Annotated in this window: 14 protein-coding genes; 13 read left to right on the top strand and 1 reads right to left on the bottom strand. The window is 66.7% G+C overall.

Annotation, left to right across the window (positions count from 1 at the left end; all coding sequences use genetic code 11):
* Window positions 1-68 precede the first annotated feature (68 nt).
* From hflK to tam, 4 genes are all read left to right on the top strand, one after another.
* Window positions 69-1526, top strand: a complete 1458-nt coding sequence (gene hflK, locus CCS01_RS32105) for an FtsH protease activity modulator HflK (protein WP_104523337.1) — start codon at window positions 69-71, stop codon at window positions 1524-1526.
* Window positions 1523-2401 carry a protease modulator HflC gene (gene hflC / locus CCS01_RS32100; protein WP_104523335.1) on the top strand — a complete coding sequence of 293 codons (879 nt, stop codon included), beginning with the start codon at window positions 1523-1525 and terminating at the stop codon, window positions 2399-2401. Before hflK ends, hflC begins: the two co-directional genes overlap by 4 nt.
* A gap of 148 nt (window positions 2402-2549) precedes the next feature.
* Window positions 2550-4085: a DegQ family serine endoprotease gene (locus tag CCS01_RS32095; RefSeq protein ID WP_104523333.1), complete on the top strand. Its 1536-nt coding sequence runs from the start codon at window positions 2550-2552 to the stop codon at window positions 4083-4085.
* Between the two features lie 226 nt (window positions 4086-4311).
* Window positions 4312-5082 carry a trans-aconitate 2-methyltransferase gene (tam, locus tag CCS01_RS32090; protein WP_104523331.1) on the top strand — a complete coding sequence of 257 codons (771 nt, stop codon included), beginning with the start codon at window positions 4312-4314 and terminating at the stop codon, window positions 5080-5082.
* A gap of 43 nt (window positions 5083-5125) precedes the next feature.
* On the opposite strand, the gene serB is transcribed toward tam, so the two are convergent.
* Window positions 5126-6001 (bottom strand): phosphoserine phosphatase SerB, encoded by an 876-nt coding sequence (serB, locus tag CCS01_RS32085; RefSeq protein WP_104523329.1) that lies wholly within the window; start codon window positions 5999-6001, stop codon window positions 5126-5128.
* A gap of 209 nt (window positions 6002-6210) precedes the next feature.
* Between serB and CCS01_RS32080 the strand changes: the two genes are divergently transcribed.
* The 9 genes from CCS01_RS32080 (at window position 6211) to CCS01_RS32040 (ending at window position 14334) form a co-directional block, all read left to right on the top strand.
* Entirely contained in the window at window positions 6211-6507 is a 297-nt protein-coding gene (locus CCS01_RS32080; RefSeq protein ID WP_104523327.1) for a hypothetical protein, read from the top strand.
* The gene (locus tag CCS01_RS32075; RefSeq protein ID WP_204848499.1) at window positions 6495-6776 is read left to right on the top strand and encodes a hypothetical protein; all 282 of its coding nucleotides are present in this window, start codon (window positions 6495-6497) and stop codon (window positions 6774-6776) included. The genes CCS01_RS32080 and CCS01_RS32075 overlap by 13 nt, the downstream gene beginning before the upstream one ends.
* Before the next feature lie 13 nt (window positions 6777-6789).
* Window positions 6790-7761 carry a tRNA (adenosine(37)-N6)-dimethylallyltransferase MiaA gene (miaA, locus tag CCS01_RS32070; RefSeq protein ID WP_104523325.1) on the top strand — a complete coding sequence of 324 codons (972 nt, stop codon included), beginning with the start codon at window positions 6790-6792 and terminating at the stop codon, window positions 7759-7761.
* Window positions 7762-7816: 55 nt separating this feature from the next.
* Complete coding sequence (locus CCS01_RS32065) at window positions 7817-9595, top strand: acetolactate synthase 3 large subunit (protein ID WP_104523323.1); 1779 nt, start codon at window positions 7817-7819, stop codon at window positions 9593-9595.
* A gap of 91 nt (window positions 9596-9686) precedes the next feature.
* A complete protein-coding gene (ilvN, locus tag CCS01_RS32060; protein ID WP_104523321.1) occupies window positions 9687-10229 on the top strand; it encodes an acetolactate synthase small subunit in 543 nt (180 codons plus the stop codon).
* 25 nt (window positions 10230-10254) lie between these two features.
* A complete protein-coding gene (locus tag CCS01_RS32055; RefSeq protein WP_104523319.1) occupies window positions 10255-11472 on the top strand; it encodes an AAA family ATPase in 1218 nt (405 codons plus the stop codon).
* Between the two features lie 2 nt (window positions 11473-11474).
* Window positions 11475-12170 (top strand): DUF4276 family protein, encoded by a 696-nt coding sequence (locus tag CCS01_RS32050; protein ID WP_104523317.1) that lies wholly within the window; start codon window positions 11475-11477, stop codon window positions 12168-12170.
* A 60-nt stretch (window positions 12171-12230) separates the two neighbouring features.
* The gene (ilvC, locus tag CCS01_RS32045; RefSeq protein WP_104523315.1) at window positions 12231-13250 is read left to right on the top strand and encodes a ketol-acid reductoisomerase; all 1020 of its coding nucleotides are present in this window, start codon (window positions 12231-12233) and stop codon (window positions 13248-13250) included.
* A 100-nt stretch (window positions 13251-13350) separates the two neighbouring features.
* Window positions 13351-14334 carry a magnesium transporter CorA family protein gene (locus CCS01_RS32040; protein WP_104523313.1) on the top strand — a complete coding sequence of 328 codons (984 nt, stop codon included), beginning with the start codon at window positions 13351-13353 and terminating at the stop codon, window positions 14332-14334.
* Window positions 14335-14582: the final 248 nt, after the last annotated feature.

Raw genomic sequence — 14582 nt, 5'->3', positions numbered from 1 at the left:
ATGGCGCATAACACCGCTTCCGCCAACGGCTCGCGCGCCGGGCGGTTTTACAGGAGCCTTCGTTCAGCATGCCTTGGAATAGCGGCGGTTCCGGTCCATGGGGCAATCCGCCAGGGTCTTCAGGCGGCGACGGCGACAACAAGCCATCCGGCAAGCCAATCCCGGGTCCCTGGGGCAGCGGCGATGATCGCGGGTCGCGCAGGCCAGGCGAGCAATCAGGCGGGCAATCGGGCGGCTCATCGGACGGCGGGCCCGAGCGCGACCAGCGGCCAGGCAGCCAAGTAGGCAGCCAAGGAGGCGGCGGCCAAGGGGGCGGCGGCCAGGGCGGCGGCGGGCCGTTCGGTGGCGGACCGTTCGGCGGCGGCCCCTTCGGCAGTGGTCCCGGCGGCCCGTTCGGCGGCGGGCCCGGCGGCGGACCCGACCTCGACAAGCTGATCGACCAGGCGCAGGCATTCATCCGTGGCATCCTGGGCGGCGGGTTCGGCGGCGGCCGCGGCGGCTCCCCGGGTGGCGGGCCCGGCGGACTGTTCGGGTACTTCGTCAGCGGACGCGGCATCGGCCTGATCCTGCTGCTGCTCGCCGCCCTTTGGGTGGGCAGCGGCTTCTATCTCGTGCAGCCCGACGAGGAAGGCGTGGTAATGCGCTTCGGCGCCTACAGCTACTGGACGCCCCCCGGCCTGCACTGGCACCTGCCCTGGCCGATCGAAACCGTGTCCCAGCCCACCGTCACCCGTATCAACCGCACCGAGATCGGCTTCCGCTCCGGCACTGCGCTCGAACCCGGCGGCGACGTGCTGGCCGAAAGCCAGATGCTGACCGGCGACGAGAACATCATCGACATCGACCTGACCGTGTTCTGGCGGATCAGCGACGCGGCCGCCTTCCTGTTCAATACCGCCAACCCCGAGGGCCTGGTCCGCGCCATCGCCGAAAGCTCGATCCGCGAGGTCATCGGCCGCACCCCGATCCAGCCGGCGCTGACCCAGTTGCGCGCCCAGATCGAATCCGACGTCCGGAAGCAGACGCAGGAGATCCTCGACCGCTACAAGGCCGGCGTGGAGATCACCCAGGTGCAGTTGCAGAAGGTCGATCCGCCGGCGGCGGTCATCGAGAGCTTCCGCGACGTGCAGCGGGCCAACACCGACGCCGAGCGCATGCGCAACGAGGCCGAGGCCTACCGCAACGACATCGTCCCGCGCGCCCGCGGCGACGCCGCGCGCGTCGTCGCCGAAGGCCAGGCCGCCAAGGCCGCCACGGTGGCGCAGGCCACCGGCGAGACGCAGCGCTTCAACAGCGTGCTGAAAGCCTACGAGACGGCGAAGGACGTGACGCTGCGGCGCATGTACCTGGACACGATGAAGGATGTCCTGAGTCACAGCCAGACCCTGGTGGTGGATGACAAGCTGAAGGGCCTGGTGCCCTTCCTGCCGCTGAGCATTCCGCCCCCGCTCAAGGCCACGCCCAGGGCAACACCCGGCGCAGCGCCGGCACCCGCCGCGGCCGCCAGCGCGGGAGGCATTCAATGAACCGCGTCATCATCCCCGGCATTGCCGCCCTGGTGATCGTGATCATCCTCGCCGCCGGCAGCCTGTTCACGGTGTCGCAGACCGAGCAGGTGCTGGTGGTGCAGTTCGGCGAGGTGGTGCGCCCGATTGAGCAGCCCGGCCTGCACGTCAAGCTGCCCATCATCCAGGACATCATTCCCTTCGACCGTCGCCTGCAGGCCGTCGAGCTACCCGGCGAGGAGGTGATCCTGGGCGACCAGCGGCGCCTGATCGTCGATGCCGTCACGGTGTTCCGCATCAGCGACCCGCTGCGTTTCTACCAGGCCATCGGCCCGGTTTCGGAGAATATCCGCGGGCGGCTGAACTCGGTCGTCACCGGCAGCCTGCGGCGCGTCATGGGCAACCACAAGCTGCTCGACGTGCTGTCGGCGGACCGCGAGCGGATCATGGCGGCGATCCGCGGGCAGGTGAACACCGAGATGCAGAACTTCGGCGTTTCCATCATCGACGTGCGCATCCGGCGGGCCGATTTGCCGAAGGAGAACACGGACGCGATCCTGTCGCGGATGCAGTCGGAGCGTCAGCGCATCGCCGCCCAGGCCCGCGCCGAGGGCGCCGAAGCCTCCCTGCGCATCCGTGCCGACGCCGAGCGCGACCGCACCGTGCTGCTGGCCGACGCCCGCGCGACGGCCGACAACCTGCGTGGCGAGGGCGAGGCGGAGGCGACCCGCATCTATGCCCAGTCGTTCGGCCAGGACCCCGGATTTTTCTCGATCTGGCGCACCTTACAGGGATATCATGATATCTTTGCTACCGGTTCAGCCAGACTCGTGGTGACGCCGGACAATGACTATCTGCACTACCTGCAAGCGCCCCCGGCAGCCGCGCCCAAGTAGCGTCTGTCGCGCAGGGGCCGCGCAGGCCGTGCGGTCCCTGACGCCGCCCGACAGGAATCGCAGATTTGCAGTTCATGACTTTTGCAAGAGAAGTTGCCGTCCCGGACCTTCCGGACCATATGCGGCCCATACGCCAGGAAACCTGATCATGCGCCTGTTCCGCTCGACCGTTGCCCGTGCTGCCTTGCTGGGTGTCTCCTTCGCGATGGTGACCCCGCTGCCGTTCCTGCCGCTGGTGCCCGCCGCCGCGGCCCGTCCGGCGCCCGACAGCTTCGCCGACCTGGCCGCCAGGCTGCTGCCGGCGGTGGTCAACGTCTCCTCGAGCCAGACCATTGTCGCCAGGAACGGCGGCCCCGGCGCCGGCCCGGAAATCCCGATGTTCCCGCCCGGCTCGCCGTTCGAGCAGTTCTTCAAGGACTTCCTCAACCGCAACCACCAGGGCCAGGGCGGCCCCGGGGGCGGCAACGACCAGCCGCGGCCCGAGCGGCGGGCGCAGAGCCTCGGATCGGGCTTCATCATTGATCCGTCCGGCTACATCGTCACCAACAACCACGTCATCGAAGGCGCCGACGAGGTTTCCGTCACGCTGCAGGACAACACCACCCTGAAGGCCACGATCGTGGGGCGCGACGAAAGCGGCGACATCGCCCTGCTGAAGGTGAAGTCCGACAAGCCGCTGCCGACGGTGGCGTTCGGTGACTCCTCGCAGTCGCGCGTCGGCGACTGGGTGCTGGCCATCGGCAATCCGTTCGGCCTGGGCGGCACGGTGACGGCGGGCATCGTCTCGGCCCGCGGACGCGACATCCACCAGGGCCAGTACGACGACTTCATCCAGACCGACGCGGCGATCAACCGCGGCAACTCCGGTGGGCCGCTGTTCAACATGGACGGGCAGGTCATCGGCATCAACACGGCGATCTTCTCGCCGTCCGGCGGGTCGATCGGCATTGGCTTCTCGATCCCGTCGAACATGGCGAAGATCATCGTCATGCAGTTGAAGGAGTACGGGCACCCGCGGCGCGGCTGGCTGGGGGTGAAGATCCAGCAGGTGACGCCGGATATCGCCGAAAGCCTGGGGCTGAAGGATGCCGAAGGGGCGATGGTCGCCGGCGTCACCGATGGCGGCCCGGCCGACAAGGCGAAGATCCACGCCGGCGACATCATCCTGAAGTTCGGCGGCCAGGACGTGAAGGAGATGCACAATCTGCCGCGCATCGTCGCCGATTCCGAAGTCGGCAAGCAGGTTCCGGTGGTGCTGTGGCGCGACGGCAAGCAGATCACGCTGGACGCGACGCTGGCCGAGCGGCCGGCGGACACGCAGCTTGCCGCAGTTGACTCGGGCGCCAAGCCGGATGCGACGCAGACGACGGACATCAGCGGCCTCGGGCTGAAGGTCGCGCCGCTGAACCAGGACCTGCGGGACAAGTTCCAGCTTAATTCGGACCAGAAGGGCGTGGTGATCACCGACGTCGCCCCGAACACCGCGGCGGCGGATCGGGGCCTGCGGCCGGGCGACGTGATCATGGAGGTGCAGCAGGGTGACGTGTCCAGCCCGGCCGACATCCAGAAGCAGGTCGATGCCGCGCGCAAGGCGGACCGCAAGTTCGTGCTGATGCTGATCCAGCGGGAGGGCAGCACGCAGTACGTGCCGCTGTCGCTGTCGAAGACCAAGCAGCCGGGTTAACGAAGGACGGAACCGGCCTTCAGGCGTCAAGGCATCGGCGGGTGGAGCGAGATTCCCGCCCCCTCGTCATGGGCGGGCATGTCCCCATGCGTATCAGGATAGGACGACCGCTGGAGAAGGATTTGGCGCCGCGGCCGTTCTCTCACCGTCATGGCCGGGCGCGTCCCGGCCATCTACCCCCGCCGTTAAAGCGCAGATGGCCGAGACACCCCGTGACGGAGGAGCAATGACCTGGTCCGCCCGGCAATACACGCAGTTCGAGGCAGAACGCACCCGTCCCGTCCGCGACCTGCTGCATGCGGTGGACCCGGCGCAGTGCGGACGCATGGTGGACCTGGGGTGCGGCCCGGGCAATTCCACCGAGGTGCTGGCCGCCCGCTTTCCGGGTGCCGCAATCGCCGGCCTGGACAGCTCGCCCGACATGATCGAGGCCGCGCGCAAGCGGCTGCCGGATCTGCGGTTCGATCTGGCCGACATCAGCACGTGGAATGATCCCGGTCCGTACGACCTGATCCTGGCCAACGCGGTCCTGCAGTGGGTTCCAGGCCACAGCACGCTGATGCCAAGGCTGATCGGCAAGCTGGGAGCCGGCGGCTGTTTGGCCGTGCAGATGCCGGACAACCTTGACGAGCCGGCGCACTGCCTGATGCGGAAGGTCGCGGCGCGTGGTCCCTGGGCGGAGAAGCTGGCCGGTGCAGCCGCCTCGCGCACGCCCCGGCTCGGCGCCGCTTACTACTATGCGCTGCTGAAGCCACAGGCCGAACGGGTGGATGTGTGGCTGACCACTTATCATCATGTGCTCGCCGACGGCCCGGATGCGGTGGTCGAGTGGTTCAAGGGCAGCGGGCTGCGGCCATTCCTGGCCCCGCTCGACACCGCCGAAGCCGCCGCTTTCCTGGCGGAGTACCGGGACGCGATCGCCCTGGCCTATCCGCCGCAGGCAGACGGTTCGGTCCTGCTGCCCTTCCCCCGGCTGTTCATCGTCGCGACGCGCTGAGGCCGCCTGTCACGCAGGTGGCGCATCCCCCTGCCGATTGGCCTCAACCGGTGACGAAGATCGAGGCCGGATAGCCCTGGGCGAACAGCAGCGCGCGCAAGTCGGCGTGGTCCACCCTCGTCCGCGCCGCCTGCGCGACAATCGGCTTGGCATGGAACGCCACGCCGAGGCCGGCGTCGCGGATCATGTCCAGGTCGTTGGCGCCATCGCCGACCGCCAGGGTCGCCGACAGCTTCAGTCCCCGTTGCGCGGCCAGTTCGTGCAGCGCCGACAGCTTGGCGTCGCGGTCCAGGATCGGCTCCCGCACCGTGCCGATCAGCGCCGCGCCGTCGTCCAGCAGAACGTTCGAGCGGTGCACCTCGAAGCCAAGCTGTGCCGCCACCTTGCCGGTGAAGAAGGAGAAGCCGCCGGACACCAGGGCGGTCAGGGCGCCCCTCGCCCGCATCGTCGCCACCAGTTCCCGCGCGCCGGGGGTGACGTGAATGCGCTCCCAGGCTTTTTCCAGGGCGTCGATTTTCAGCCCCTTCAGCATTGAGACGCGTTCCCGCAGCGCCTCCTTGAAGTCCAGCTCGCCGTTCATGGCGCGGCGGGTGATGGCGGCGATCTGCGCGCCGAGGCCGGCGAAATCCGCGAGTTCGTCCAGCGTCTCGCCGGTGACGATGGTGCTGTCCATGTCGGCGAGCAGCAGCGCCTTCTGCCGCGCGCGGGTCTTGACCGTGATCGCGTCGATCGGCCTGCCCTCCAGCGCCGCCTCCAGCTGTTCGGGCCCGGGCGGCGTGGAGAGCGGGATGTCCACGGCCTCCCCCGGCGACAGGATCACCGGCGGCGCGCCACGCAGAGTGTTGCGGATGTGATTGATGATGGCGGGCGTCAGGGTGATAGCGTCGCGCCGGGCGACGATGGTCGTTACGTAGTTCATGGCGGGGCGGAACCTGACAGCGGGGGGCTGCACATGCAAGCAAATGCGTGAGCGGGCGCTGCGGGATATGAGGAAAATTGCCTCATATATTGGTTGCTATTGGCCTCATGATGTAGTATTTTGCTTTGGCAGCCGGGATTCCGCCGTGCCGTTAACCGCTTGTTCAGCCTCCTGCTCTAAGCCGCCGGCTTCTGCTGGAGCAAGCTGCGATGTGGGATACGCCACGGACACGATCCCGGACGTCGGAACCCCGGTTCCGGCCACGCATCGGCCGGGACTTCGAGCTTGAGGAAGCCCATGTCATCGACGCCCGGACCCGCGGCTTCCTGTCCCGTGCCATCGCCATCGGTGCGGGCTGTGCGGTTGCGGTGACCGGAACCTACGGCCTGGCGACCGGCAGCTATCTTGCGGTCGAGGTCGTGTGGGCGGTGGCGGGACCGATGCTTGGGGTGACGGTGTCGCATTACTTTGGTTCAGCGGGAAAGGATACACGATGGCCTCTCTGACACTCCCCGCCGCCGTGGCCGCGCAGGCGGAGGACCGGCCGGATGCCCGGCCGAAAGTGCCGAAGAACCGCGTGCAGTTCGACCTGCCGCCGCGGTCGGTGGAACGGCTCAACGCGCTGAAGCTGAAGACGGAAGCGTCGTCCTACGCCGAGGTCGTCAAGAACGCCCTGCGGCTGTACGAAGCGCTGATTGAAGAAACCGAAAGCGGCAAGCAGTTCTTCGTCCGCGACGAGAACGGCGCGATGATTCCGTATCGCCTGTTCCTCTGATCGTCTGGCGGCCATGGCTGACCGGCCGCGGGGGCTGCCAAGGGCGCTGATCGTCGCCGGCCCGACGGCGAGCGGAAAATCCGCGCTGGCGCTGGCGATCGCGCAGCTTGTGGGCGGGACGATCATCAATACCGATTCCATGCAGGTGTATAGCGAGCTGCGCGTCCTGACGGCCCGCCCGACGCCAGAGGAAGAAGCTCTCGTTCCGCACCGTCTCTACGGCATTCGCCCGGCCGCCGAGGCCGGCAGCGTCGCCTGGTGGCGGGAAACCGCCCTGGCGGCGATGGCGGAAGCCCGCGCGGCCGGTCGCCTGCCGATCCTGACCGGCGGGTCGGGGATGTATTTCGCGGCGTTGACCGATGGGCTGGCCGAAATCCCCGATCCCGGTCCCGACGCCCGTGCCGAGGCCCGGCGCCTGCTGGCGGAGCAGGGGCCCGCGGCGCTGCATGCCAGCCTCGCCAGGGTCGATCCCGCGACCGCTGCACGTTTGAACCCCGAGGACAGCCAGCGCATCGCCCGCGCCTGGGAGGTCTGGCGCGGCACGGGACGGGGCCTCGCCGCCTGGCAGGCCGAGCGTTCGCCGCCGGCGCCGTGGCGGTTCGCCGCCGTCCTGCTCGACCCGCCGCGCGATGCCCTGCGCGCCGCCATCGCCACCCGGTTCGACGCCATGATCCGGCAGGGCGCGGTGGATGAGGTGCGGGCGTTGCTGGCGCTTGGCCTCGATCCCGCGCTGCCGGCGATGCGGGCGCATGGCGTGCCGGAACTGTCGGGCTATCTGCGCGGCGAATTGTCGCTACAGGAAGCCGGACGCCGCACCGAACTGGTCACTGGCCAGTACACCAAGCGCCAGGCAACGTGGTTCCGTCATCACGTGCTTGCACCCCAGACCCGCACGAGCAAGATTAATGCACGATTTGTCAATTTGGCGCAATTTTCGGAAAGAGAACGCCCCAGTTTGTTGACATTTATTGAAAACGAGGCTTGACCTGGACGTACAGACAGCATAACCGTCCGCCCTCTTTCAGTAACGGGAGCCAGGTATGGCGGCGGAATGGACTCAAACGGGAGCAGAAATCCTTCTACGCGCACTCAAGGACCAGGGCGTAGAGGTTATTTTCGGCTATCCCGGCGGGGCCGTACTCCCGATCTATGACGCGCTGTTCCAGCAGAACGCCATCCGCCACATCCTGGTCCGGCATGAGCAGGCGGCGGTGCATGCCGCCGAGGGCTATGCCCGCTCCACCGGCCGCGTCGGCTGCGTGCTGGTGACCTCCGGCCCCGGCGCCACCAATGCGGTGACCGGGTTGCTCGACGCGCTGATGGACAGCGTCCCGCTGGTCTGCCTGACCGGCCAGGTGCCGACGCACCTCATCGGCAACGACGCGTTCCAGGAGGCCGACACCACCGGCATCACCCGGCCGGCGACCAAGCACAACTACCTAGTCAAGCGCTCGGAAGACCTGGCGCGCATCGTCCACGAGGCGTTCTACGTCGCCAGCCACGGCCGTCCCGGCCCGGTGGTGATCGACCTGCCGAAGGACATCGTGATCAACAAGGCGCCGTACACCGAGCCGACGGTGCAGCACGTCAGCTACCGTCCGCGTACCGAGCCGGATGCCGGCGCAATCGCCCAGGCGGTGGCGATGCTGAAGCAGGCGAAGCGGCCGATCATCTACGCCGGCGGCGGCGTGGTGAACGCCGGGCCGGAGGCGTCGGAGGCGCTGGCCGCGTTCGCCCGCGCCACCGGCTTCCCGATCACCAACACGCTGATGGGGCTGGGCACCTTCCCGGCCAGCGACCCGCAGTTCCTCGGCATGCTGGGCATGCATGGGACGTATGAGGCCAACCTGGCGATGCATGGCTGCGACGTCATGCTGGCCGTCGGCGCGCGGTTTGACGACCGCGTCACTGGGCGGCTGAATGCGTTCAGCCAGGGCTCGAAGAAGATCCACATCGACATCGACGGCTCCTCGATCAACAAGAACGTCCCGGTGGACGTGCCGATCGTCGCGGATGCCGGCAAGGCGCTGAACGCGCTGCTGGCGGCGTGGCAGGCGAGCGATGCCCCGGCGGACAAGGCGGCGCTGACGACGTGGTGGCGGCAGATCGATGTCTGGCGGGGCAAGGACAGCCTGAAGTTCAACCAGGACATGCGGCCCGGCGGCATCATCAAGCCGCAATACGCGATCAAGCGCCTGTATGAGATCACCAAGGCCCGCGGCAAGGAGACCTTCATCACCACCGAGGTCGGCCAGCACCAGATGTGGGCGGCGCAGCACTTCGGCTTCGAGAAGCCGAACCGCTGGATGACCTCCGGCGGCCTGGGCACCATGGGCTATGGCCTGCCGGCGGCGATGGGCGTGCAACTGGCGCATCCCGACGCGCTGGTAATCGACATCGCCGGCGAGGCATCCATCCTGATGAACATCCAGGAGATGGGCACGCTGGCGCAGTACCGCCTGCCGGTGAAGGTGTTCATCCTGAACAACCAGTACATGGGCATGGTGCGGCAGTGGCAGGAATTGCTGCATGGCAGCCGGTATTCCGAGACCTACTCCAACGCGCTGCCGGATTTCATCAAGCTGGCGGAGTCGTTCCATGCCACCGGCATGCGGGCGACCTCGGTGGATGAACTGGATGGCGTGATCAATGCCATGCTCGACTGCCCGACCGCGGTCATCGCCGACATTGCCGTGGATCAGGCGGAGAACTGCTTCCCGATGATCCCCAGCGGCGCCGCGCACAACGAGATGCTGCTGGGTCCGGACCATGAGCCGTCCGGCGCCGGCGTGACCGACGCGGGCATGGTCCTGGTCTGATCGCACCTTATCGCTTGCACCACCGGGCGTGGCGGGGCATGACCCCGCGCGCCCGGCATTCCCGTTTTCTCTTGCTGTTCCGGTTCTTCCCATGCCCAGCCTCACCGACACGACCCAACGCAGCGCGACCATCTCGGTCCTGGTGGACAATGAATCCGGCGTCCTGGCGCGGGTCATCGGCCTGTTCTCCGGCCGTGGCTACAACATCGACAGCCTGACCGTGGCCCCGGTGGATGCCGCGGGGCGGCACAGCCGCATCAACATCGTGACGTCCGGCACGTCCATGGTGATCGAGCAGATCAAGGCGCAGCTCGACCGCCTGGTGCCGGTGCACTGCGTGTCGGACCTGACCATGGAAGGCCCGCACGTGGCGCGGGAGCTGGCCCTGGTGAAGGTCGTCGGCACCGGCGAGCAGCGGGTCGAGGCGATGCGCATCGCCGACAGTTTCCGCGCCCGGGTGGTGGACACCACGCTGGGCAGCTACGTGTTCGAGCTGACCGGCGCTACCGACAAGATCGACGCGTTCATCGAGCTGATGCGTGATCTCGGCCTGTCGGAAGTGTCGCGCAGCGGCATCGCGGCGCTGGCCCGCGGCACGCGGGTGATACAGGCTTCCCCGTCACTCGGCCGCTAGGACGGGCTGGAGGAAAGGAGCGGGCGTGGCGCTGATCGAGGGTTTCCGGGTTCAGAACTACCGCTCGCTTCGGGACGTCACGCTTGGCCGCCTCCTGCCCGCAGGCGAAGGCGATCCTCTGTCGCCTTTGACCGCTGTTATCGGGAAGAATGGATCGGGAAAGAGCACGCTGTTCGATGCGTTCGGCTTTCTCGCCGATTGCCTGACGATTGGGGTCGAGGCTGCCTGCGACAAAGAGCAGCGTGGCGGTTTCGAACGCATGCGGTCTCAGGGCGTGCAGGAGCCGATCCGCTTTGAGGTTTGCTATCGGGAAGCCGCCGGCGCGCGGCCGATTTCCTATAACCTCGCAATTGATATCGACTCAACAGGCCGTCCCTTCGTGGAGTCCGAGGTTTTCTGGCAGCCAGGATTGGCAGAGGACGGTAAGGAGTATCTCCCTCTCATGCGGCTAATTCGCGGCGAGGGTGTGGTTTTGCCGGGGTTCAACCCGTCCGGACTGGAAGCCAGATTACTCACGGTCCAACTTACCGACACGCGCCAGCTCGGTGTCGCGACTCTCGGCGCTCTGCGCGACCATCCACACATCGCCCGCTTTCGCGCCTTTCTGAAAGGTTGGTATCTTTCCTACTTCACGCCGGATGCCGCGCGCGGCCTGCCTGTCGCTGGACCGCAACGCCACCTGAATATGCGCGGCGACAACATCGGGAACGTGGTCCAGTTCATGGAACGCGACAACAAGGCGCGCTTCCAGTCGGTTCTGCGCCGTATCGCAAACCGCATTCCCGGGATCGAAAAGATCGCATCGGTGGTTACCGAGGACAATCGCGTTCTGTTGCGCTTCAACGACCGAGGATTCGTCGATCCGTTCTTCGCGCAACAAATGTCCGACGGCACCCTGAAGCTGTTCGCCTACATGCTGCTGCTGGAAGATCCCGAGCCACCGCCGCTGATCTGCATTGAGGAACCCGAGAACGGCCTGTATCCAAAGCTGCTGGAAACCCTTGCGCAGGAATTCCGGGCGCACGCCACGGGCGCCGAGAATGCTCCGCAGATCATCGTCACCACGCACCAGCCATACTTCGTAGACGCCTTGTCGCCCGAGGAAGTCTGGATCCTGGAGAAGGGCGCCGACGGATTCTCCACGATCCGCCGCGCCTCGGACAGCGAACTCGTTCGCAACATGGTCGCCGAGGGCCTGCCGCTGGGCGGGCTTTGGTTCAGCGATTACCTCGATCCGAGATAGCGATGCACATCGAGGTTATCACCGAGGACAGCTCCGGCAAGGCGCTGCTGGAACATCTGCTGCCGAAGCTCATCGGAGGGAATGGCGAACCTCACACCTGGCAGATCACCGACTGCCGTTGCGTCGGCCACATTCCCCGAGGCATGAAAGATGGTGACCCGGCCAAGCGTACCCTGCTGAACAAGCTTCCGGGTATGTTGCGCGCCCACGCCAAAACGGCGTCGATCGACGCAGTGGTCGTTGTGCTGGACGCCGACGATCGCGACTGCGCCACCTTCCTGGCAGAGCTGCGTGCTGTTGCCGCATCCCGCGGTGCCGACGCGAAGACCCTGTTCCGGCTGGCTATCGAGGAAACCGAAGCCTGGTATTTCGGGGACCCTGAAGCTTTGCAGGCCGCCTACCCGAGAGCCAAAAAGGCCGTTCTCAAGCGCTACGAACAGGATGCGGTCTGCGGCACCTGGGAGATGCTCGCCGATGCGCTCCACCCGGGCGGACTGGCCGCCGTTCGCAAACCTGGAGGCCGCCGGCCTGGCGATCTGAAGCACGAATGGGCCAACCGCATCGGCCCGCTGATGAATCCGGATATCAACCGGTCTCCAAGCTTCGGCAAGCTGCGCGACGGCCTGCGCCGCCTGATCGCCGCCGCGGCGGACACTCCGGCACCTGCAATGCAGCCCGGACAAACGCCGGCTGGATAAACCGCGCGGCTTCGGTCATAAGCCGCGAACTTTTTTGTCACATCGCGAAAGGACAACGGAATGCGCGTCTACTACGATCGCGATGCCGACGTGAACCTGATCAAGGGGAAGAACGTCGCCATCATCGGTTACGGCAGCCAGGGCCACGCCCATGCGCTGAACCTGAAGGACAGCGGCGTCAAGCAGCTTGCCATCGGCCTGCGCCCGGGCTCGGCCGGCGTCGCCAAGGCGGAAGGCGCCGGCCTGAAGGTCATGGACCCGGCGGACGCCGCCAAGTGGGCCGACGTCGTCATGGTGCTGACCCCCGACGAGGGCCAGGGCGACCTGTACCGCGAGAAGCTCGGCCCGAACATGAAGCCCGGCGCGGCGCTGGCCTTCGCGCACGGCCTGAACGTGCACTTCAACCTGATCGACCCGCGCCCGGACATCGACGTGTTCATGATCGCGCCGAAAGGCCCCGGCCACACCGTGCGCAGCGAATACCAGCGCGGCGGCGGCGTGCCCTGCCTGGTGGCGGTGGCGCAGAACGCCTCGGGCAACGCGCATGAGGTCGCGCTGTCCTACGCCTCGGCCATCGGCGGCGGCCGCGCCGGCGTGATCGAGACCACCTTCAAGGAAGAGTGCGAAACCGACCTGTTCGGCGAGCAGGTGGTGCTGTGCGGCGGCCTGGTCGAGCTGATCAAGGGCGGCTACGAGACCCTGGTCGAAGCCGGCTACGCCCCCGAGATGGCCTATTTCGAGTGCCTGCACGAAGTGAAGCTGATCGTCGACCTGATTTATGAAGGCGGCATCGCCAACATGAACTACTCGATCAGCAACACCGCGGAATACGGCGAGTATGTCAGCGGCCCGCGCATCATCACCGCAGAAACCAAGCAGGAGATGAAGCGCGTCCTGGCCGACATCCAGTCCGGCCGCTTCACCCGCGACTGGATGCTGGAGAACAAGGTCAACCAGACCAGCTTCAAGGCCACCCGCCACCGCCTGTCCGAGCATCCGATCGAGAAAGTCGGCGAGAAGCTGCGCGCCATGATGCCCTGGATCAGCAAGAACGCGCTGGTCGACAAGGCGAAGAACTGAGTAACGCGCCGCCCCCGGCCCTCATCCGGCCGGGGATGGCCTTTTCACCCGGAATTCGTGAATCTCCGGTTGCCGCGCGCCAGCCGGAGGATGATTTGCGATGCTGAACGTATTCCTGTGCACCGACGACCAGTTGCATCGCGCGCCGGATGCCGTTTCGCCCGACGGGCTGCGCGACGCGGTCTGGATCGACCTGGTCTCCGCCACACCCGACATCATCGCCCGCGTGGAGCAGGCGACCGGCCTGCGAATTCCCACCGAGGCCGATATCAGCGAGATCGAAACCTCCAGCCGCCTGGCGATGCGGGACGGCGTGCTGTATCTCAGCATGCCCCTGGTCAGCGTCAGCGGCGACAGGCCGCGCAGTGTGTCGGTCGGGTCCATCCTGGCCCCGCAGCGACTGATCACCGTCCGCTTCGCCGAAAGCCGCATCATCGACGCCTACGCCTTGCACCCCTCGCGCGGCCCGAACCATCACACCGCCAGCGCCCATATCTTCGTTGGCCTGATGGAAGCGATCGTCGACCGCCAGGCCGACGTGCTGGAACAGGTCCGCGGCGAGCTCGACACCATCTCCCACGCCGTCTTCGGCATGGGCACGCGACCGGTCAGCGGCCGCAAGAACGAGGACGCCATGCTGCGGCGGACCCTGGGCGAGCTCGGCCGCATCGGCGACATGATTTCCCACGTGCGCGAAACCCAGGTCGGCGCTGCCCGGATCGTGCCCTATGTGCTGGCGATGATCAGGGACTGGCTGCCCAAGGAGCTGACGCCGCGGCTGAAGACGCTGCGGCAGGACATCGTGTCGGTCAGCGACTTCGATACCCATCTGAACGAGAAGCTGCAGTTCCTGCTGGATGCGACGCTGGGCTTCATCAACATCGCCCAGAACAACGTGATGAAAGTCATGGCGGTCGCCTCGGTGGTCGGCATTCCGCCGGTGCTGATCGCCGGCGTCTACGGCATGAACTTCAAGTCGATGCCGGAGCTGGACTGGGCCTACGGCTATGCCTGGGGATGGGGGCTGATCATCCTCACCACGCTGATCCCGCTGGTGCTGTTCCGCTGGCGGAAATGGATCTGAAGCCCGGCTGGAACAGGATAGAGCAATATCGGCCTGACTGGAAATCGCGGAGCGATTTCAGGCCGATGAAATTGCTCGTGAAATTATGAGCTGGAGCGTTTCCAGTCAGGCTGAAAACGCTCTAGTACACCTCGCCGGAAGAACGAACCCCATTTCGACGGCCGCTCACGCAGCGAGCGGCTTGCCGGTCATGGTCCACTTGAACGGCTTGGCGAGGGTGCGGTTGAAGTAGGCGATGAAGGCCTCGA

This window comes from Rhodopila globiformis (genome assembly GCF_002937115.1).
Lineage (GTDB): Bacteria > Pseudomonadota > Alphaproteobacteria > Acetobacterales > Acetobacteraceae > Rhodopila > Rhodopila globiformis.
The sequence above is the reverse complement of the archived record's forward strand: the minus strand, read 5'-3'. Positions and strand labels throughout refer to the sequence as shown.